Source organism: Paenibacillus illinoisensis NBRC 15959 (assembly GCF_004000925.1).
Taxonomy (GTDB): Bacteria; Bacillota; Bacilli; order Paenibacillales; family Paenibacillaceae; genus Paenibacillus; species Paenibacillus illinoisensis.
Map to the genome: position 1 here is coordinate 383,122 of NZ_BIME01000003.1, position 20,846 is coordinate 403,967.

At 47.5% G+C, this 20,846-nt stretch carries 20 protein-coding genes; 11 read left to right on the forward strand and 9 right to left on the reverse strand.

What is annotated here, in order from left to right; genetic code table 11:
• Positions 1 to 62 precede the first annotated feature (62 nt).
• Complete coding sequence (locus PIL01S_RS10360) at positions 63 to 992, forward strand: response regulator (protein WP_127537467.1); 930 nt, start codon at positions 63 to 65, stop codon at positions 990 to 992.
• A gap of 138 nt (positions 993 to 1,130) precedes the next feature.
• Here PIL01S_RS10360 and PIL01S_RS10365 read toward each other — a convergent pair whose 3' ends face one another.
• Positions 1,131 to 1,307, reverse strand: a complete 177-nt coding sequence (locus tag PIL01S_RS10365) for an aspartyl-phosphate phosphatase Spo0E family protein (RefSeq protein WP_127537468.1) — start codon at positions 1,305 to 1,307, stop codon at positions 1,131 to 1,133.
• 503 nt (positions 1,308 to 1,810) lie between these two features.
• On the opposite strand from PIL01S_RS10365, the gene PIL01S_RS10370 reads away from it, so the two are divergent.
• Complete coding sequence (locus PIL01S_RS10370; protein ID WP_127537469.1) at positions 1,811 to 2,434, forward strand: acetate uptake transporter; 624 nt, start codon at positions 1,811 to 1,813, stop codon at positions 2,432 to 2,434.
• 176 nt (positions 2,435 to 2,610) lie between these two features.
• The gene (locus PIL01S_RS10375; RefSeq protein ID WP_127537470.1) at positions 2,611 to 3,159 is read left to right on the forward strand and encodes an acyl-CoA thioesterase; all 549 of its coding nucleotides are present in this window, start codon (positions 2,611 to 2,613) and stop codon (positions 3,157 to 3,159) included.
• A gap of 8 nt (positions 3,160 to 3,167) precedes the next feature.
• Here PIL01S_RS10375 and PIL01S_RS10380 read toward each other — a convergent pair whose 3' ends face one another.
• Positions 3,168 to 4,244, reverse strand: a complete 1,077-nt coding sequence (locus PIL01S_RS10380; protein ID WP_127537471.1) for an anthranilate phosphoribosyltransferase — start codon at positions 4,242 to 4,244, stop codon at positions 3,168 to 3,170.
• Positions 4,245 to 4,262: 18 nt separating this feature from the next.
• Positions 4,263 to 4,856, reverse strand: a complete 594-nt coding sequence (locus PIL01S_RS10385; RefSeq protein WP_127537472.1) for an ANTAR domain-containing response regulator — start codon at positions 4,854 to 4,856, stop codon at positions 4,263 to 4,265.
• Between the two features lie 597 nt (positions 4,857 to 5,453).
• Here PIL01S_RS10385 and nirB point away from each other — a divergent pair.
• From nirB to cobA, 4 genes are read left to right on the forward strand one after another with little or no spacing between them, the layout of a single operon-like run.
• Positions 5,454 to 7,895 (forward strand): nitrite reductase large subunit NirB, encoded by a 2,442-nt coding sequence (gene nirB, locus PIL01S_RS10390; protein WP_127537473.1) that lies wholly within the window; start codon positions 5,454 to 5,456, stop codon positions 7,893 to 7,895.
• Between the two features lie 16 nt (positions 7,896 to 7,911).
• Complete coding sequence (nirD, locus tag PIL01S_RS10395) at positions 7,912 to 8,229, forward strand: nitrite reductase small subunit NirD (protein WP_095360200.1); 318 nt, start codon at positions 7,912 to 7,914, stop codon at positions 8,227 to 8,229.
• Between the two features lie 50 nt (positions 8,230 to 8,279).
• The gene (locus PIL01S_RS10400) at positions 8,280 to 9,161 is read left to right on the forward strand and encodes a formate/nitrite transporter family protein (protein WP_127537474.1); all 882 of its coding nucleotides are present in this window, start codon (positions 8,280 to 8,282) and stop codon (positions 9,159 to 9,161) included.
• Complete coding sequence (cobA, locus tag PIL01S_RS10405; RefSeq protein WP_127537475.1) at positions 9,158 to 9,928, forward strand: uroporphyrinogen-III C-methyltransferase; 771 nt, start codon at positions 9,158 to 9,160, stop codon at positions 9,926 to 9,928. Before PIL01S_RS10400 ends, cobA begins: the two co-directional genes overlap by 4 nt.
• Positions 9,929 to 9,946: 18 nt before the next feature.
• On the opposite strand, the gene PIL01S_RS10410 is transcribed toward cobA, so the two are convergent.
• Positions 9,947 to 10,582, reverse strand: a complete 636-nt coding sequence (locus PIL01S_RS10410; protein WP_164764213.1) for a TetR/AcrR family transcriptional regulator — start codon at positions 10,580 to 10,582, stop codon at positions 9,947 to 9,949.
• Positions 10,583 to 10,781: 199 nt separating this feature from the next.
• Between PIL01S_RS10410 and PIL01S_RS10415 the strand changes: the two genes are divergently transcribed.
• Positions 10,782 to 11,546: an SDR family NAD(P)-dependent oxidoreductase gene (locus PIL01S_RS10415; RefSeq protein WP_095360204.1), complete on the forward strand. Its 765-nt coding sequence runs from the start codon at positions 10,782 to 10,784 to the stop codon at positions 11,544 to 11,546.
• A 161-nt stretch (positions 11,547 to 11,707) separates the two neighbouring features.
• Here PIL01S_RS10415 and PIL01S_RS10420 read toward each other — a convergent pair whose 3' ends face one another.
• The 3 genes from PIL01S_RS10420 to PIL01S_RS10430 form a co-directional block, all read right to left on the reverse strand.
• The gene (locus PIL01S_RS10420) at positions 11,708 to 11,992 is read right to left on the reverse strand and encodes a hypothetical protein (protein ID WP_371859949.1); all 285 of its coding nucleotides are present in this window, start codon (positions 11,990 to 11,992) and stop codon (positions 11,708 to 11,710) included.
• A gap of 81 nt (positions 11,993 to 12,073) precedes the next feature.
• Positions 12,074 to 13,366, reverse strand: coding sequence for a sensor histidine kinase (locus PIL01S_RS10425; protein ID WP_127537477.1), 1,293 nt, complete (start codon positions 13,364 to 13,366; stop codon positions 12,074 to 12,076).
• Positions 13,366 to 14,043 carry a response regulator transcription factor gene (locus tag PIL01S_RS10430; protein ID WP_127537478.1) on the reverse strand — a complete coding sequence of 226 codons (678 nt, stop codon included), beginning with the start codon at positions 14,041 to 14,043 and terminating at the stop codon, positions 13,366 to 13,368. Before PIL01S_RS10430 ends, PIL01S_RS10425 begins: the two co-directional genes overlap by 1 nt.
• Before the next feature lie 253 nt (positions 14,044 to 14,296).
• On the opposite strand from PIL01S_RS10430, the gene PIL01S_RS10435 reads away from it, so the two are divergent.
• From PIL01S_RS10435 to PIL01S_RS10445, 3 genes are read left to right on the forward strand one after another with little or no spacing between them, the layout of a single operon-like run.
• Entirely contained in the window at positions 14,297 to 15,115 is an 819-nt protein-coding gene (locus tag PIL01S_RS10435) for a polyphosphate polymerase domain-containing protein (protein ID WP_127537479.1), read from the forward strand.
• The gene (locus PIL01S_RS10440) at positions 15,108 to 15,788 is read left to right on the forward strand and encodes a DUF4956 domain-containing protein (RefSeq protein ID WP_095290753.1); all 681 of its coding nucleotides are present in this window, start codon (positions 15,108 to 15,110) and stop codon (positions 15,786 to 15,788) included. The genes PIL01S_RS10435 and PIL01S_RS10440 overlap by 8 nt, the downstream gene beginning before the upstream one ends.
• A gap of 37 nt (positions 15,789 to 15,825) precedes the next feature.
• A complete protein-coding gene (locus PIL01S_RS10445; protein ID WP_127537480.1) occupies positions 15,826 to 18,159 on the forward strand; it encodes a carbohydrate-binding domain-containing protein in 2,334 nt (777 codons plus the stop codon).
• Between the two features lie 161 nt (positions 18,160 to 18,320).
• Here PIL01S_RS10445 and PIL01S_RS10450 read toward each other — a convergent pair whose 3' ends face one another.
• Both PIL01S_RS10450 and PIL01S_RS10455 read right to left on the reverse strand, forming a co-directional pair.
• Positions 18,321 to 18,899 (reverse strand): class I SAM-dependent methyltransferase, encoded by a 579-nt coding sequence (locus PIL01S_RS10450; RefSeq protein WP_127537481.1) that lies wholly within the window; start codon positions 18,897 to 18,899, stop codon positions 18,321 to 18,323.
• Between the two features lie 111 nt (positions 18,900 to 19,010).
• A complete protein-coding gene (locus PIL01S_RS10455; RefSeq protein WP_127537482.1) occupies positions 19,011 to 20,843 on the reverse strand; it encodes a DUF7017 domain-containing protein in 1,833 nt (610 codons plus the stop codon).
• Between the last annotated feature and the right edge of the window lie 3 nt (positions 20,844 to 20,846).

Below are 20,846 nucleotides of genomic sequence, written 5' to 3' on the forward strand. Positions count from 1 at the left end.
TCATCTGTCTGAACATACATTGGCCCAATTACATCCGCTGAGGAGAGGAGGATACCGAAAATATGCGTTATTTTATCGTGGATGATGATCCTGGCGTTCGTTCCATGCTGATGGATATTATTGAAGATGAAGGATTGGGTGAGATTGCCGGAGAAGCAGAGGACGGAGCTCACATTCATGCCGAGCTGCTGGAATTACAGAAGGTAGACGTACTGCTGATTGATCTGCTCATGCCCCATCGGGACGGAATTCAGACCGTACGCGCACTGGAGGGAAGATTCGAGGGCAAGATCGTGATGATCTCCCAGATTGAATCGAAAAACATGATCGGTGAAGCCTACTCGTTAGGCATCGAATACTACATTACGAAGCCGATTAATCGGCTGGAGATTCTATCCGTTCTCCGTCTGGTCGAAGAACGTCTGCGGATGCAGCAGTCCATTCAGGATATTCAGCGGACATTGCAGGGATTGACCGGCATTCAATCTGCCGGACGCCAAACCGTGCCTGCCCCTAACCAAACAATTGCCACCGCAGGACATTTCCTTCTCTCGGAAATGGGCATGATTGGTGAAGCAGGCAGCAAGGATCTGCTGGACATGCTCGAATATCTGGAACAGATTGAAGCTGAAGATCACACCATCTCGCCTTATACATTCCCGTCGCTCAAGGATATTTTTCAGAATATCGCCATACGCAAACTGGGAACGGATGCCTCGGCCACCGAGATAACCAAAGAGGTCAAGGCCTCAGAGCAGCGTGTTCGCCGGGCGATATTTCAGACCTTAAGTCATGTGGTGTCTCTGGGATTAACCGACTATACACATCCCAAATTCGAGAACTATGCGTCTAAATTCTTCGATTTCACGGAAATTCGCAAGAAAATGCTGGAGCTGCAGAACAATGTGGAGCCTTCCTTGTCCCAGACTCGAATAAATACCAAAAAATTTGTTCAGGTACTGTATATGGAAGCCAAGCGGCTTTTGCACTGATCAGCTGCCAAAATACATGCGGGCATGAATTAACAGGAATCAAAGCAGCTTCGAGAAAAAAGCTGTCCTTCCGGTTATGTTCATGCCCGCATCGTCGTATGTACTCATCTATGGTTGTCCTACTATTATATGAATCCCTCAAGCTCTTGTCTGGTTTCGATTCATTCGATTATATTCATTAATCAATTCATCCAATGCCATGGATTGTCTGATGACATCCGGATGCCCAAGCCCACCCTCGTGATGTTCTACCAACATATGAAGGTTATGTCTGGCTTTTTCGATTTGATTTTTTAAATCCAAACTCATAACCATGCCTTTGACCTCCTTATTTCTGTGTTATATTTTAGTTTTTACTGTCAATCTATAGTTGGATTAACATATGGCATAGTCGGCATGGATGTTTTGTATCCTTCCCCAGTTTTTGAAGGTCATGAATGACTATGTTTGCCCGGATGCCGCAAAAGTGGCGCTGCCAAGCCATTTTTACAGTGAGATGAATGTTAAGCATCCATATTTTCTCCCCCTATCCTACTTCTTGTATGAATGTGTCTTTATTGTGTATTTTGGAAAATGAACAACAAAAACACCCCTTTGGCAGGCAAACTGAGCAAAAGAGGCCAACCTGCATGCTATTGAGGGGTGTTTGAGCGTTCAGGATATCAGATTCGTGCGGTGAACAAATTCCTTTCCATAACCGGGCCATTCAGGTACAATAGGGCGATGTGTGTGTCCGGACCCGGCGGATACGAAAGTTACTAGAGGATTGTATTCTTGTTTACATCCTGATTTGATATCATTGGAGGCTCATCAACACCATGCAAACCGATTCACGGACTCAAGTTAAAATCATAAACGCCGATCCCAGCGCAATGGGATTATTTGGGCTGGCTATTGTGACCCTGGTCGCATCCTCCCAGAAACTTGGCATTACAGACGGGCTCAGCTATGCGATCCCATGGGCGATCTTCCTGGGTGCATTTGCACAGTTGTTCGCCTGTATCCAAGATTCCAAACGCAATAATACATTTGGCACGACTGCTTTTGGCGCATACGCATTCTTCTGGTTTGCGATGGGTGCCAACTGGCTGATCAAAATGGGCGTGTTTGGCTCCACCCTGGCAGAACAGGCTGACGGTAAACAGCTCGGATTTGCTTTTGCCGGATACCTCGTATTCACCCTGTTCATGACACTGGGCGCTGTGGAAGCCAATAAAGTACTGCTCATCATTTTCATTCTGATTGATTTCCTGTTCCTTGGCCTGACGTTCGATGCTTTCGGCGTAGCTCCTCACGTGTTCCATACCATCGCAGCATATGCTGAAATGGGTATCGGTATCGTGTCGCTCTACGGCACAGGAGCTTCTGTACTGAACGCTCACTTTGGCTATACGTTTTTGCCCATCGGCAAACCGTCCGGCATTTTCAAAGCCAAGGCTTAATATACAGCAGCACCAAACCGCCCGCGCGCCGGTCCGCGCCTGGCGGTTTTTTTGACAATCATGCAATCATTGGAATATGAACTTGGTGGGCACCTATACTAGGAATAACATGAATAGACGATAGACCTGGCACATGCTTCAGAGACGCAGCAGCCAGAGGGTCAGGAGGAAGAAACATGAGAGAGATACCTAAAGCTACGGAGTTCGAACAGGCGGAGAAAAAATATGTGCGCGAGACGCGCTGTTTCAAGACTGCACGAGTATTTCCGACCGATGTGAACAACCATAACACTTTATTCGGCGGCAAGTTGATGTCCTATATTGATGATATTGCATCCATTGCCGCTTCCAAACTATGCCGGGTCAATACAGTAACGGCTTCAACCGACTCAGTCGACTTTCTGTATCCCATTAACCCAACCGATTCCGTTACACTGGAATCCTTTGCTACCTGGACGGGACGCAGCTCTATGGAGATATTTGTGAAGGTAATCCGTGAGGACTTGAAGACAGGAGAGAAAAAGATTGCAGCAACAGCATTTCTGACCTTTGTGGCGTTGGATGAAAATAATCGAAAACTCATTGTCCCCCGACTTATTCCGGAAACGGAAGAAGAGAAGAAACTATATGAGACCGCTCCGGATCGGGCGGCCATGCGGAAGCAGCGGCGGGAAGAGAGCAAGAAATTTGCCGACTTCCTTACCGTTACCTATCCTTGGGAGTAGTTACAACATCAGCTGGAGGTAGCCGGATACGTGGACACTGCTCTGCTATCCGGTAGTTCCCCACCCATGGAGACAGTCCATTGCTGATACTTCCGGTATGCTGCTCCGCTATCCAGTAGACTTTGGCAGGTATAAATACCCTCTTCAATCGAATCGACGCGGCCAGTCGCATACAGACGGAAGCCACCATTCAACAACACCTGATTCACAAAAGCGATATGCCCCTCTCCGCTGAGCACCGATTGTGCCACTTCAAGCTGTTTCGCAGCTGTCCATGCCATCTCGGGTACAGGAATATCCAGCTCATAAGCGGCAGGGTCCACCAGCTCCAGTCGTGTATCTCCGTTTTCCACAGCATACACACGTGTAGGCCGATCAATATAGAGGTCTTCCGAACCCTCCATTCCCTGCACCACGTAAGCTCGGCGGTATCCAAAGCGAGTTAGCAGCTTCGCGATCCGATCCAGAAATGTATTATGAAATACGCCAAAAACAAGATACGGTGAATGGTTAAAATCAATCAGCTTCTCCGCTGTGTTAAACACGGTACGAAAGCCAAGTTCTTCTCGAAGCGGTCTTAGCTGCCGAAGCGAAGCGCACCAGTCTTCGGAAGATACGTACATAACATCCGTTCTTTGCGCAGCCACTCTGGCTTCTTCCCGATTCATTTTCCTTGTATCAATACCTGCTTCCCTGAGCAGCATGGACAGGGTTACCCCCCACTTGGGCGGCAGAGGTTCGCTTCCGTGCAATGTCACCGGAAGCCCGGCTGCTGCCAGTACAAAGGCAACCGGAAAGGTAGCCATGAACGATTTGGTCCGTCCATCATACGGACCTGCACAGTCCAGTCCATCCTGGAATACGGACAGGCGATCTGCGCTGTTCCGGCATGCGTGGACAAAGGCCTCCAGCTCCTCGACATTCTCCATTTTCATCCGCTCCGCCATAAGAAAAGCGGCCGTCTGAGCAGGTGATACCTCCTTTCTCAGAATATGCTCGGCAACAGCCAGCGCTTCGGCATAATTCAGATCACGTGAACCACGTTTTCCACGTCCAACCTCCCTGAGAATCTCAGACATATCCATGATGCATCCTCCTTTCAATTACGACTGGAGCAGTTGATGCGCCTTTACGATTGCCGTGGCGACATCCACCATCCGTTTACGTTCATCCATGGCTCTCTTGCGTAACAAGTCATAAGCTTCCGACTCGGAGATTTGCTTCAGATCACATAAAATGGCCTTCGCCATATCTATCCACTTTCGATCCTCCAGCCGGGACTGCAGCTGTTTCCGTTCCTGCTCCCACTGCTTGCGTTCCATATAACGCTTGGCGGCAAAGTGCAGCGTCCAGTGTATCTCAGGCCCAATCATGGATGGGGTCAGTATTCCATCCATTGAAGTCTCTACCTCGCAGGATTCCACCGAGGAAGAGGCTGTATCCGGTGCGCACCACCATATCAATGGGGTGTTCACCTTCCCCTTTCCCAGGCAGCGTACCCAATATTCCACATCGGCCAGCGACAGATGCAGGATGGATGCCTCTGCTTCAGCTGCCAGCCTCAGAGCCTCCGTCTCACTGTCTGTCACCTGCACATGGTACCCGTTCGCCCCCAGCAATCTCTCAGGAGTTAGAGGGATTGCATCGGATGAGGCCGCTATCGTTGGTTCTACACGGATGACCAATAATGATCGCATGATGGATCAATCCCTCCCTAATGCATAGGCAGAATGGTTAGCTTAAGCACCTAAAATAGTTCATCAAGTTAACATGTTATATAACCTGACAATATCTTAAGTTAAAAATATACAAGTTTGAAACCAATTATGCATGTCGGTAACCTACCGGGCTAATTTCCATGATGATAAATAGGGTTCTTATCTAACTCCGTCTCTTGTTGTTGCCGAGGGGTTGCAGGCCTCTTCTTCCCTGTAACCGCTGCGGCTGTTGACTTCATGTTATGGTACACACGCTGCTCGTTCATCGTTCAGTTCTTGTTTCTATTACACACATGTAAACATAATTAACTTCAAATTTCAAATACTTTTTTGTGTTAACTATATTGACATGAATGGAAGGATCTTTTATAGTTAGGCCATAACAACTCCATATTTAAACGATCACAGTTACAACGGCGTAGCTGGTTGAAACGGCAATGAAGCCTGTTTTGCAATCTCGGATCCATGGCATGCGTATGCATATGCGCAGTCCTCCGAGGCATAACAGGCTTTTTCTATTTTTCCGGAACGAAAAGCGAAGCAGTTCGCAGAATGGATCCAAGGGGGCTAATCACAATGAGTACAACGAAAAAACTGGTGCTGGTCGGCAATGGTATGGCAGGTATTCGTACAATTGAACATATTCTTAAACTCGCTCCGCATGCTTATGAAATTACGGTTTTTGGTGCTGAGCCGCACCCCAACTACAATCGCATTATGCTCTCCTCTGTACTTGCAGGCGGCACGAGCATTGAAGATATCGTAATCAACGAATGGAGCTGGTACGAGGATAACGGCATTCGGGTGCACCCAGGTGATCCCGTGATTCGGATCGATGCCGAGCGCAAGGAAGTGGTGTCCCAGGCTGGTGTCCGTACTTCATATGACGAGCTGATTCTGGCTACCGGATCACAGGCATTCATTCTGCCTTTACCCGGAGCAGACAAGGAAGGTGTCATCGGTTTCCGTGATATCAAGGACTGTGAGACGATGATGGCAGCCTCGCAAAAGTATCGCAAAGCGGCCGTAATCGGTGGTGGACTGCTTGGACTGGAGGCCGCACGCGGGCTGCTCAATCTGGGAATGGATGTCACGGTGATTCATATTAACGGACATCTGATGGACCGGAATCTGGACCTGCCTGCAGGCCTGATGCTTCAACGGGAGCTTGAGGAGCAGGGCATGAAGTTTCTTCTCAACAAACATACGGAAGAAATTACGGGCAAACATCGCGTGAAATCATTGCGCTTCACGGATCAGACAGTGCTCGAGACCGATCTGGTTGTTATGGCTGTCGGCATTCGCCCTCAGGTTGAACTGGCCCGTCAGGCAGGCCTGAATGTGAGCCGCGGCATCATCGTGGATGATTACATGAACACCAGTATTCCTGGCATCTCCGCAGTCGGTGAATGTGCAGAGCACCGCGGCATCGCGTATGGATTGGTAGCCCCACTGTATGAACAGGGCATGGTTCTGGCCAAACGCCTGGCAGGTGCAGCAACCGAAGGATATGAAGGGTCTGTGACGTCCACCAAGCTGAAGGTATCCGGTGTGGATGTATTCTCTGCAGGCCAATTCAAGGATGCGGCAGATACCCGCAGCATTCGTATACAGGATGACGTAGACGGGGTTTACAAAAAGATGGTTATGAAGGACGGACAGCTTATCGGAGCTGTACTGTTCGGAGATACCTCAGACGGTGCCTCCCTCTTTTCCCTCATTAAAAGTGGAGAGAATATCAGTGGACGTGAAAAGGAAATTTTGCTCGGGGTATCCGCCGGCGGTTCAGGGTCCGGCCCGTCGGTAGCCGAGCGGATGGCAGCTATGCCAGACGATGAGATCGTCTGCGGTTGCAATGGTGTTACCAAAGCTGCCATCGGAGACGCGGTGCTGAACAAAGGATGCAACACCCTTGGGGCCATCAAGTCCTGTACCAAAGCTTCCGCCTCCTGCGGGGGATGCAAGCCCATTGTTGAATCGCTGCTCGTCCATTATGCAGGGGATGCTGCCTTGGAACAGGTGAAGGAAGGCATCTGCGGCTGTACCTCCTACGACCGCGATGAGATCGTTGCCCAGATCAAAGAGATGGGGCTGAAAACCGTCAAGGAAGTCATGAATGTGCTTGGCTGGAATGAACCGGAGGGCTGCTCCAAATGTCGTCCCTCCCTTAACTACTACCTTGGCATGATCTGGCCAGCTGAGTACGAGGATGAGCGGGTATCCAAGTTCACGAACGAACGCTACCACGCCAATATTCAAAAAGACGGAACCTATTCGGTTATTCCGAGAATTTACGGAGGTGTCACTTCCCCGGCAGAACTGATCAAGATCGCAACCGTTGCCGAGAAATATGATGTGCCGATGGTGAAATTCACAGGTGGACAGCGGCTTGACTTGCTCGGTGTACAAAAGGAAAACCTGCCGAAGATCTGGGAAGAGCTCGATATGCCTTCCGGATTTGGCTACGGGAAGGCGCTCCGTACGGTGAAAACATGTGTCGGCAACACCTTCTGTCGCTTCGGAACTCAGGATTCCATTGAGATGGGCATTCGTCTGGAGAAGAAACTCGACAAAATGGTTGCTCCAGCCAAAGTGAAGCTTGCAGTCTCTGGATGCCCGCGGAACTGTGCGGAAGCCACCATTAAGGACCTGGGGGTTGTCGCGATTGACGGTGCATGGGAACTGCACGTTGGCGGCAACGGCGGGGTCAAGGTCCGCGCAGCAGAATTACTGTGCACCGTAAAAACCGATGCTGAAGTCGAAGAGTGGACTTATGCTTACCTTCAATATTATAGAGAAAACGCACGCTGGAATGAGAGAACGGCAGCCTGGATTGAACGTGTCGGTCTGGACCATGTGAAGAAGGCACTCGAGGACCGTGAAGAGCGCCTGGCTCTGGTCGAACGGCTTGAACTGACACTGGGCCGCACCGTTGACCCTTGGAAGGAAATTATTGAAGACGAAAAATTGCTTAAAAACTTCACCCCACTCGCTGGCACCCAGCCGGCAGCTCACTAGAAGAGGAGGATCAGCGATGAATCGATTGCGAATTGGACATCTGGCAGATATTGACGAAAAGGGAGCTCGGACGTTTACGGTCTTGGATACCGAGATTGCCGTCTTCAAATTGAGTGATGGAACGCTGCACGCCGTAGAGAATCGCTGCCCTCACAAGGGCGGCAGGCTGTCAGAAGGCATGGTATGCGGAACGGCTGTCCACTGCCCGCTGCATGACTGGAAAATCGACCTTCGCAGTGGCAAGGTACATGAGCCGGATGATGGATGTCTGAACACATATAAAACCGAGGTCGATGATCACAGCGGTGAGATCTACATTACCATAGCAGGTTAGTCTTTAACCATTTCATATGTCTGACATCATGAATCAGGGAGGTGTGCACGATGGATTTTGTTAAACCGGCAGAAGTACTGCAATCGATGGTGGACGCAGGTGAGACTAAAGCCAGAATGAACCGGGTGCAGATGTTAATCCGTGGTTTTCTGGCCGGGGCGATTCTCGCTTTTGCAACAACGCTGGCATATACCGCTGTATCTCAAACTTCCGTTGGTTTGGCAGGTGCACTGATATTCCCTGCAGGGTTCGTGATCATTATTCTGCTCGGACTTGAGCTGGTGACAGGCAGCTTCGCCATGATACCACTCGCGGTGATGAAACGCAGAGTCACACTGATGGATATGCTGCGTAATTACTTCTGGGTAATTGCAGGCCATATACTGGGATGCCTGTTCTACGCTCTGTTATATGAACTCACGCTGACGAAGATGGGAACCGATATGAGCAGTCCCCTCGTTCAAACGCTGATTCAGACCAGCGAAGCCAAGACGCTCGGATATCAGCATCTGGGCGGTGCAGGTATTGTTTTAGTCATCATTAAGGCTATTTTATGTAACTGGATGGTGACACTAGGTGCAGTCATGGCGATGACGTCCACCTCCACACTCGGTAAAATCGTGGCCATGTGGCTGCCGATTACGATATTTTTTGCTCAAGGATTCGAACACGCTGTTGTAAATATGTTTGTCATCCCGGCAGGCATGATGCTGGGTGCTGATGTCAGTCTTGCCGACTGGTGGCTGTGGAATCAGATTCCGGTGCTGATTGGTAACTTCATTGGTGGTGCCCTATTTACCGGATTAGGGCTGTACGCTGCACACCGTTGGGGAAGCCCCATCCCGATGGCATCCAAACTCGCAACCATCCATGGCGGTCGTTCAGGATTGGCAAATGCAGAGTCTGCGTCCAAACTGGGGACACGATCATGAGCCGGGGCCTGGTAAGTATCGTAGGCGCTGGACCTGGGGATCCGGAGCTCATTACGGTGAAAGCTCTGAGACGCATTCAAACGGCAGATGTACTGCTGTATGACCGACTGGTGAACGATGACTTGCTTGCCGAAGCTCCTGAAGCAGCACTCCGGATCTATTGTGGGAAGGCCCCTGGGCTGCATTCCATGAGTCAGGAGATGATTGGTCGGTTACTGGTTGCTCACGCTGCGGAAGGCAAACAGGTGGTTCGGCTCAAAGGCGGTGACCCGTTCATCTTCGGGCGCGGCGGTGAAGAAGCACTCGTGCTGGCTGAAGCCGGAATTCCTTTTGAGGTCATTCCTGGCATCACTTCCGCTGTGGGCACATCCGCCTCATCCCTGATTCCGTTAACCCATCGGGGAGTGGCTTCAACCTTCGCTTGTGCCACGGGTACAGGCAGTGATGGCCGTGTATCTTCCGTTCGCTGGGATCTGCTCGCCCATAGTGTTGACACACTGGTAATCTACATGGGTATCAGCCAATTACCCCTCATTCAACGTGAATTGCTGCAATCCGGCAAAAGCAGCAGTACACCAGCAGCCTTGATTGAACGCGGAACCACCGCGAACGAACGAATCATTACCGGCACACTCGGCCAGCTTCACGCTCTTTCCCTTTCGGAAAAGGTTAATAATCCCGCGCTAATCATCATTGGCGAAGCCGTTCTCGTACGCGAACAACTGATTCAGCTCCAGCGAGCAGCAGACACCTCTATGACGGGATAGCTGCCTGCTTCCCTTTTCTCAATCCAACAGCATACGTTCGTGAATAGTCCGACCCTTCTGTCCTGGTTCTATCAGCAGACGGGTCGGTTTGATGTTTATTAATGCCGTCAACTGCTCCCCCATATAATGTGCAGAATATTTGAATCCAATCTCTGCCCAGTGCATGATGACACCCACTGTCGCAGATATCAGGTAGCTCAGCATAATATCGTAATTGATTGTATACTCACTATCTTCAGTTACCAGCACGAAATCCTCGGTCAAGTAAGTCCTGAACATATTGCAGAGCCTTAGGGCCATATCACCATGCATGGTCATCAAGGCGCGAAAGACATCCTGATGAGCTTCGATATACTCAAATACCGGCATAGTAGAAGGCAATAGTCCGGTCATATCCACTTCCGTTAATTCAGCGTACGGTTTGGCATAGGCTTGGCCTACTCCCTGCATGAAATCCTCCAAAATGAAATCAAGCAGTTCCGGCTTGCCAGGAAAATGCAAATAAAAGGTGCCCCGATTGTAATCTGCACGCTCTGTAATGTCACGAATGGTGACGGCGTCGGCTCCCTTTTCCAATATTAATGAAACCGTCGCAGCGATAATCGCATCCTGCGTTCTTCGTGCTCTCCGGTCCTGGGGGTGTTCGATAATCAACATTTTCGCCTCCTTTGTCCATTATTGTAACCTAAATGAACACCGCTTACATCTGTGTCCGATACCAGACATATACGCTGTCAATGATTATTGTCACACCGTTATGTATATCTTAACATTGAGACAGGAAAGATAGACGACAGGTTGAAACTTTTTTTAAAGAAAAACCTGCCAATAATAAATAAGGAGCGAATATATCATGAGTACTTATACACATACAGCAGTTATTACAGGAGCTGCCGGAGGCATTGGTAAAGAATTGGCACGCAGACTGGCTGAACGTAAAATCAATCTGGTTCTGGTGGATCTGAACGAAGAAGCCATTCAAAAAACAATCACTGAACTGAACCTCGACAAAGAGCATGTGATTGCGGTAAAAGCAAACGTATCCCAAGAAGCAGACGTGAAAAACTATGTTCAAAAAGCACTCGATGCTTTTGGCAGAATCGACTACTTTGCCAATAACGCGGGTATCGAAGGTCCTACCGGCCTGATCGAAGACCTCAGCGTTGAAGCACTGGATACGGTATATAACGTTAACGTTCGTGGCGTATTCCTTGGTCTGCAAAATGTCATTCCAGTAATGAAAAAACAAAAATCCGGTGCGATTCTAAACACATCTTCCCTTGCAGGTCTGATGGGTGCTCCAGCCGTATCCCCATATATTATGTCCAAACATGCCGTAGTAGGTCTCACACGTACTGCAGCAAATGAACTTGCACCTTACAATATCCGAGTAAACGCGGTATTGCCAGGAACGATTAACACTCGCATGATGCGTCAAATCGAAGCAAACTCCGGTGACGTGGAAAACTATCAAGATGCTACTGTAGCCAGCATTCCAATGGGACGTTATGGCGAACCAGAAGAAGTGGCAGCTGTAATGAACTTCCTCTTGTCTGAAGAAGCTTCCTATGTAACAGCTTCCCTCTACACTGTAGATGGCGGCATGATGGGTCAATAATAAGCTGTACGAATGTTTTACCATTAAGATCGGGTTATCCATTAAAGACCCCTTCACAGTAATATAAAAGAAGACCTCAACATCCACTGTTACGTGGAGGTTGGGGTCTTTTTTTGGGTACCTTGTTTACGATGTGGATAGTACCTACAATAATTCAGATCTTAATCCACGTATCCAGCGTGGCCTTTTTCCATGAGATAATCCATTTCGGCATCCAGAATACCTTCTACCGTCAATTCATCGAGCTTCACATCTTTGCGGCTCAGGATATAGTCGGCCAGATCATCGCCGTCGATGTCCACTTCGCCTTTGGCATTTTCATGCGCTTTGTTGATGTAGGCTTGCTCATGCTTCAGCACAAGCGAAATATTCGCCTGGCTCGCTTTGGTTTTGTCTGCGATATATTGCATCATTTCCTGCTCATTAATCGAATTCGCTTCCGTCACGTTCAGTTCAGCTCCTTGGTTCATACATACTGTTGCCATTGTAGCATAGGTTAACCCATAACAGACATGCCTTATTCAGATCTAAGTTAGACGAACATAGAACGTCGCTCCCTCTCCTACTACACTACGAGCATAGATCTGACCTTTGTGCTGGTCCACGATCGATCTGGCAATCGCTAGACCGAGACCGTGTCCACCATGCTTGCGTGCTCTGGATGCATCCGTACGATAGAACCGATCGAAGATACGGTCCAAATGCTCCGGCGCAATACCTTCCCCTGTATTGGAGACGGCTAGTACTACCTCATGATTTTGCTTCTTCAGTGAAACATTAACCGCGCCTTTGGCTTTGGAATATTTCACGGCGTTATCCAGCAGAATCAGAATGACCTGCTTGATCTGTTCACTATTGCCATGGACCATGAGCTCCGGCTCAATGCTGTAGTCGAGAGATATATTTTTCTCAAAGATAACGGCTTCCATCGTCAAAATAATGGTCTCTACCGCATCGCTCATATCAAACTTGGAGTGGATCATCGTGGAACGTGAATCATCGATCTCGGTCAGATATAACAGATCACTTGTCAACCGGGACATGCGCTCCGTCTCCGACTTGATATAATGCAGCCATTTGGACTGGTTATCAATAGTATCCTCCCGATTGGCAAGCAGCACGTCGGTGTTGGTATTAATGATGGCCAGAGGTGTCTTCAGCTCATGGGAGGCGTCCGCGATGAACTGTTTCTGTTTATCAAACGCTTCCTTGACCGGAGCAATGGAACGATTGGCAAAGTAACGGCTCAGGAAATAAATGACGATTAACATGAACAGGCCTACGATGGTAAAGGTATAGATGAGATTCGTAAGAATGCCCTGCTGGGCAGTTACATCAATGAACACAATCATATGTCCATCGCTGCTCGGATCAATGACATACGCCCAGTTCGTTCCATTTAGCGCAAATTGTCCGGTCTTACGCTCTGATAGATCAGCCTTGTCCACCTTCTCCAGTGCCTCTGCGTAAAATGGTTCCTCCATGCTGAATCTGGATTGTGAATCCGTAATATTCCACTCATTATCCGTCTTAACCATGAACGAGACCGAACGCCCTGGCGGCGAATTGGGATCTCCGCCTGGTCCGTTCTGCTGCATGTCCGTTGGCGGATTACCCGCGATTGCATCATCCCCACGCGGCATCTTGGACGAATTATATGGGTTGTGATAGAAATCGGATACCTTGAAGAGCTCCATATTGGTTTCCCGCTGCACATTCTGGTACGTAATGACATAGATCGTCGCAAAGGCAACCAGCATCATGATGGAGATCGATACCAGATTGACGACCAAAAACCGGTTTCGAAGTCTCTTAAACATTAGGCCGTCACCTCAAGTACATAACCTACACCCCGGATGGTATTAATGCGGACCTTGGAATTCAGGAAGGTCAACTTCTTGCGCAAAAATGAGATATATACCTCCACATTGTTATACTCCACTTCAGAATCGAACCCCCACAGCTTCTCGATGATCTGCTCCTTGGATGTGATGGCCTGTTTACGTGTGATTAGCAGCTCCAGCAGCTCATTCTCTTTCAGATTAAGCTTCATCTCCTTGCCCTGCACGGCCAGCTTCAGCTGCGTTGTGTTCAGTTCAATATCGCCAAACTTCAACCCATCCTCAGGTACAACCTCGCCTTTTCTTCTAAGGGCTGCCCGAATCCGGGCCAGAAGTTCCTCTGTCGCAAACGGCTTCGCAATATAGTCATCCGCCCCATAATCGAGTCCGGTTACTTTGTCCGATAGCTCTCCCTTGGCAGTCAGCAGGATGACAGGCGTGTGGTTTCCCTCACTGCGCAGCTTCCTCAGCACGCTGATCCCATCCATCTCCGGCATCATGATGTCGAGCAGCAGCAGATCGTATATACCGCTTAACGCATAATCGAGTCCTGATCTGCCGTCATGGACCATGTCCACGGAGTAATTGTTTTTCTTCAATATCTGGGATACGGCCTCTGCCAAATGAACCTCATCTTCCGCAATTAATATTCTCATGATCTATTCATTCCTCTGCCTTGAATTGTTCGTCGCGACTTTCTTTTATTATATCAATCATTCTACCTGCGGAACCTTGAATCAATCTTAATTCATTGAATTTACGAGAAGTATTATAGGAAGGTAAAAAAAGATCAACGGAATGTAAAATCATTTAAGATTCATTCAAGGTTGGCGCTCTAAGATACAGACATGGAAGCGATACACGATGAAACAAAACATACAACCCATGGATGAAAGGAATGAATCTTAAATGGCGATTGAAGTATTCAACCGATATGAGAGCAAGTATCTTCTGACCGATGAGCAATATGAACGTTTCTACCGTGATCTGCTGAAGTATATGGAACTGGATGCGTACAACAAGAAACACGAGTTCTACTCCATCAGCAACCTGTACTTCGATACTCCGCAGGATTCCCTGATCCGAGCAAGCCTCTCCAAGCCCAAATATAAGGAGAAGCTGAGATTGCGGGCTTACGGGGTACCTGAAGAAAATGCCAAAGTGTATCTGGAGATCAAAAAGAAATTGTTTGGCCTGGTGAACAAAAGAAGAACGGCCCTGATGCTGGATGAGGCTTATGAATTCGTTCGTACGGGACAGGCGCCTGAGCTGGCAGACTACATGAACAAGCAGGTTGTCGATGAGATCGAATACTTCCTTCGCTTATACAACCTGGAACCAAAAGTGTATCTAGCCTATGAACGCAAAGCATTGTTCGATAAGAACAGCCGCGATCTCCGCATCACCTTTGACACCAATATCCGCAGCCGCAGATACGATCTGAAGCTGGAGCAGGGAGACTACGGTGAACCACTGGTGGAGGACGGTCGCTGGCTGATGGAGGTCAAGGCGGAGAAAACCGTTCCGTTCTGGCTGTCCCAGCTATTGTCTGAACACGGCTTGTACCGTGTAGGCTTCTCCAAATACGGCAACGAATTCAAACGCCTTGTCAGAACGACGAACCTGAATTACCAGGGCGAACGAATCCTCGTTCCAGGGACCGACTTCGATCCTGCCATGAAACCAAACCAAACGATCATAGAAAGAGAGAGTGTAGTATATGCTTGATTCCATTTTCAGTTCTGCTCTAACCGACACAACGCTGACATTCAGCAGCGCTGTGATCACGATTGGCCTAGCCATCCTTATGGGTGCAATTATCAGTCTCACATACATGAAAACCAATGCAAACACATACTCACAAAGCTTCACATTAACTATGGTTGTCCTGCCTGTTATCGTTGCGATCATCATCCTGCTAATCGGCAGCAACGTAGCCCGCGCCTTCAGCTTGGCCGGTGCCTTCTCGATCATCCGTTTCCGAAGCGCGCCTGGTGATCCCAAAGATATCTCCTACGTCCTGTTCACCATGGCTTCCGGTCTTGCCTGCGGCGTCGGCGCATTTGGATACGCGGTATTGTTCACCATCATCTTGTGTGTACTGATGTTTGTTCTGAGCCATTTCAAATTCGGAGCCAAAAAGAGTCAACAAAAATTGCTTAAAGTCACCATTCCTGAAAACCTGAGCTATGAAGAAGCCTTTGATGAAGTATTCAAAAAATTCAATGTTGAGTATCAGTTGAACAAAGTGAGAACAACCGAACTTGGCAGCTTGTACGAACTGGTCTACCTGGTTCACCTTGGCCAACACGTCAATCAGAAGGAATTCCTTGATGCCGTTCGCACACGTAACGGGAATCTGGATATCTCCCTCAACATGGCACCTACGCCAGAGTATTAATTCGAGACATTTTATAAAACGAGAGGAACGATATATTATGAATAAAAAATGGATTACAGGCAGCAAGTTATGGTCCGTAGCGATGATTACTGCAATGCTTGCAGCATGCAGTGCTCCAGCAGCAACCAACTCCACCGCCAACGCCGCAACATCAACAACAGGCACCACCAAAACGGTTTCCGTTAGTGAGCAGACCTCCGTCAAATATGCGGATCTGGTCTCCCTGGATGCGGACGATACCAATGTAAGCTGGAGTGAAACCGACTCTACAACCATTAAACTGAGCGGGAAGACAGCAACCGTTACTGGCTCCGGAGCCAAAGCGGCGAACGGCTCGGTAACCATCTCCGAGGCAGGTACGTATGTGCTTAGCGGGGAACTGACAGACGGACAGATTGTAGTTAATGTAACCGATAAAGGAACCGTTCACCTCGTGCTGAATGGGGCAACCATTCACGATAACGACAGTGCGGCCATCTATATTAAGGAAGCTGGCAAAGCTGTGATTACCCTGCAGGAAGGAACGGAAAATGCCGTTTCGGATGGTACGACCTATGTATACGCTGATGATGCAACGGATGAGCCCGATGCAGCCATCTTCAGTAAAGCAGATCTGACGTTTAACGGCACAGGCAAACTCAACGTAACAGGTAACTACAACGAAGGGATCACAAGTAAAGATGATCTCATCATTGTAAGTGGCACCATTGACGTCAAGGCAGCAGATGACGGCATCAAAGGTAAGGATATGCTTGCTGTCCAAGAAGGTACCATTACAGTTGATGCTGAAGGCGACGGTATGAAATCGACCAACGATACCGATGCCGAAAAAGGATTCGTAGCCATTGCCGGTGGTACATTCGATATCCAAAGTGGTAACGATGGTATTCAGGCTGAGACTGCACTCGTTACCGACGGCGGCACATTTAACATCGTCACTGGCGGAGGCAGCGCCAATGCACCAGCCAAAGCAGAAGAAGGACCATTCGGTGGCGGTGGCGGTGGCTGGGGTGGTGGAACACCTCCAACCGACATGGGTACTCCACCAGATGGTGAACCGCCTGCTGATATGCCGGCAGCGGATGGAACGAATGCAGCAGGTAAAGTACCGGCAACTTCCGTTGATAAGGCATCGACTACTGCTTCGGATGCAGATGCTGCGACGACAACTACAACCGAAACAGAATCGACAAGTGCCAAAGCACTTAAAGCAGGGGCAGATCTTACCGTTAACGGCGGTACGTACAACATTGATTCCATGGATGATTCCCTGCACAGCAATAGCAATGTAACGATCAACGATGGCAAGATTACCCTTGAATCCGGCGATGACGGCATTCATGCTGACTTGGCGCTCACCATTAACGGTGGGACAATCAACATTGCGAAGAGCTACGAAGGGCTTGAAGGAGCATCCATTACACTGAATGATGGTGATGTGGACGTAACTTCTTCAGATGATGGTGTCAATGCTTCGGGTGACATCACTGCAACAACTGCGGATCCTGCGGAAACGACAGGAGAAGACAGCACTCAAGCAGCAGACACAACTACTGCTTCCAACATCTCTGTAACCGAGACGACTGGCACAACATCAACAACTACAGATACGGATCAAGCAGATCAAAGCACGGACGCAAATACCAATACTCGCCCACAAGGTGGCGCTCCAGGCGGTATGCCGGGCGAATCTGCTGGAAACAGTGAGCTTCACATTAACGGTGGATCCCTTACCGTCAATGCAGGTGGCGATGGACTTGACTCCAATGGTTCCATCTACATGACCGGTGGAACCGTGATTGTGAACGGTCCAACCAATGATGGCAATGGCCCGCTCGACTATGATGGCACATTTGAATTGAGTGGTGGTTACCTGATCGCAGCCGGCAGTTCCGGTATGGCTCAAGGGACATCCGAGAGTTCGACTCAGAACACAATCGTCATGACATTCCCTGAAACGCAAAAAGCAGGAACCCTGGTTCACGTACAAGACAGTGATGGCAACAACATCCTGACCTTTGCTCCGGCAAAAGATTATCAATCCGTTGTCATCAGCTCTCCAGACCTGAAAGAAGACGGCTCTTATGAGATCTACTCCGGCGGAACATCGACTGGTACAGCCACTGATGGCCTGTACACAGACGGTACCTACAGTGGCGGTACCAAAGTGGTTGCTTTCCAATCTACTAGCAACGTCACTTGGGTGAATGAATCCGGTGTGACGACTGCCAATACAGGTATGGGTGGTCCAGGTGGAGGACGCGGCCAAGGTGGATTCGGAGGCGGACGAAACAGAACAGAGTCCGGAACAACAACAGATGGCACAACTACAGAAGGAACAAGTACAAGCACAACAGACTCCGCAAAATAAACAAGGATACACTGAGCGGTATTTAATAAAACGCCTGTTCAGCATAACAATAGAAGGCGCCAAATTCACTTTAGAAGTGGGTTCGGCGCCTTCTTTCGTTATCCTTATAGTGACTGGATCACACTGCTTTCCCTTGGGGAAAGGTATAACCATCGTTCTCTTCAAAATGTGTATACATAAACCTTCGTACGCAAGGCATCCTTGCACGTAATGGTTCGCAGAGGCACTTTCCCCGGAAGTGCGAAACATATACTGATAACCCGTGCCCCCGGTGGAAGCTCCCGGCTAAACTTGTCCTCGAGCCGGGTCATGGCACCAGGAAACAGATAACAGACCACACCGTCTGCGTGTTCATAGGAGCTCTTGTAGATATCGCCGCGTATGAACCGCAGCCGACCCTTCAGTGAATTCCGCTCGCCCTTGGCTTTCCTGAATCCAATCATCATGCTGGACATGACTTGTGAAAACCAGAAAGGAATGAACGAATTCTCAATGCCCGTAACACGCTTGCCCGGACAATGACGGACGATGTCAACGCCCAGCGTCCCCCAGCCGGAACCTGCCTCAATGATATCCCCATAACCCGGAATGCGATTAACCTCCTGAATGACCACCTGCCGGACCATTCTGGATGTGGGCATGGGCGAGATTCCATTTTTCCAGCTGACCAGCACAATGGATATTACGGCGATTAGCGTCACCACGGCAATCAGCCATGGAATGAATTGAATGATCAACATGGCCTCATCCCTTTGTTCATACAGACTGGTTACATCGATGATGGTTTAAATGTACGTCTGAGAAACATCCCAAACAGGTATTTTTCCCCTCTCAGTATGCAGGAATAAACCCTAGTATTCTTCATCAAAATTATCCGTTTGTTCATTCTTCTCTACAGAAGTTATTTTTTCCACTGTCCAACCCCATGTATTTTTCTTTTTGTTGAACCTTCTCTTCTGAATATAAACCACCTTATCATAAGGTTGAATTTTATATTCTTCAACCAATTTAGGAGAAATATAAACATCATTTACAAATGCGAATGGGTTCGTGTTTTCTTTGTCAACATAACCGATTCCGGTTTGAATAAAATTAGATATAAATGTTGCATCCCCTTGTGCAATCTTATAAATTTTAAATAAATTCGTTCTTTTATTATCCGCAAACATCCTTACTTTCAAAACTTCATCGGGTTCCCATTTATGAGCCTCTTTAATGGAATCGATGTAGAAATATCCTTCTTTTATATTTGAAAGTTTGCTATTTCCTATGTATGCAAAGTTAATTACACCTTTATCTTTGTTGATATATGTAACAAAAATATCGGTAAACGGAAGCGTTCGATAAAGAATTTCTTCAGCTTTGTCAGCATACTCCTTAAAAGCATCTCTACTTTCAGCCGACTCCGCTTCAATATACCAACTTTCGTTTTTCCATCCTTCAAGTTTCTGGGATATTTTTCCCCAATTCTTCATTCGAGTCAAAATTAATTCATTCAATTCAAATTTTGCATTTGAAAACATCTCTTTACTCACAAGAGTAGGTATGATCTTTTCCTGCAATCCAACAATCATATCTGGTTTTGACTTACAAAGTAATCCTGCACATAAGCAATTGAATTTTTCATCATCACCCACAAGTTCACTAATTAAATCCCAAACCCAAAAATCCTTGCTTTTAGTTCTTGCAAATGACGTAACTGTTTCTAGTGCTTCATCTTCTCTGTTTACCTTCATCAATAATTTCGCTTTATAATACGGGAGCCATTCATAAGAAGGATTATTTTGTATTTGAGAATTCAGCACATCGATAAATGAATTGATCCTTTGTGCCGTTGCTATAGAAATATTCAATGATAACAGTTTTTTTGCATGAAAATTCAGTACAACTTCTGCCAATGGCCTAACTTCTACATTCTCACCTTTATCATTAGTGAAATTTCCCTTTTGAAAATCTCCTTTGTCAAACCAATTGAATCCAATAGTATCCATAAATATAAGATAATTAGTATCATTTAATTTGCTTCGAATTTCTTTAATAAGTAAACGCGATGCTAAGGCCTCATTATTATCATAAGACCGTCTGTTCTCAATAAACTTGGCTTCATTTCCACAAAACCTCATCAACTGCGGAAAAATTTGATTAGCAAACTGCTCTCCTTGCATCATAACCCGTCGAATTGACCACAAGATTGAATTTACTAACGTTTTCGTGAAATCGTTTAAACCATCAAAAGGACTGCTGTCAAAAGATATAACTGCAATATCATTAAAAATCACTAAATTGTTGAAATAATTGTCAATATTCCCTTCAGACATCTTCAAAAAATCATACATTATCCAGCCAAAAGTAATTACTGCTTCTTCATCTTCATTATTTGCTTGAAGATACGGAAGAATTGCATTAAAGGCCTCTTGTTGTTTTCCATCTTTCCTCAGTTGCTTTGCTTTATCAATCGGATCTTGATCCAGTTTCCCATCGTTTCGATAAATTTTCTCAGACAACTTTTTTAATTCAGTTAATATTTCAGTTATTTCCGAATCCTCTTTATTTAGTTTTAATTGCTGTACAAAAAGATTTTGGTCGATACGATTATAGGCAAAGTCTTGCAACCATTTGTATTTCACGTAGTGCTTGGTGCAAATTCGGTACAAGTCATCATTATAGTTTTTTGTTGTGTACATTCT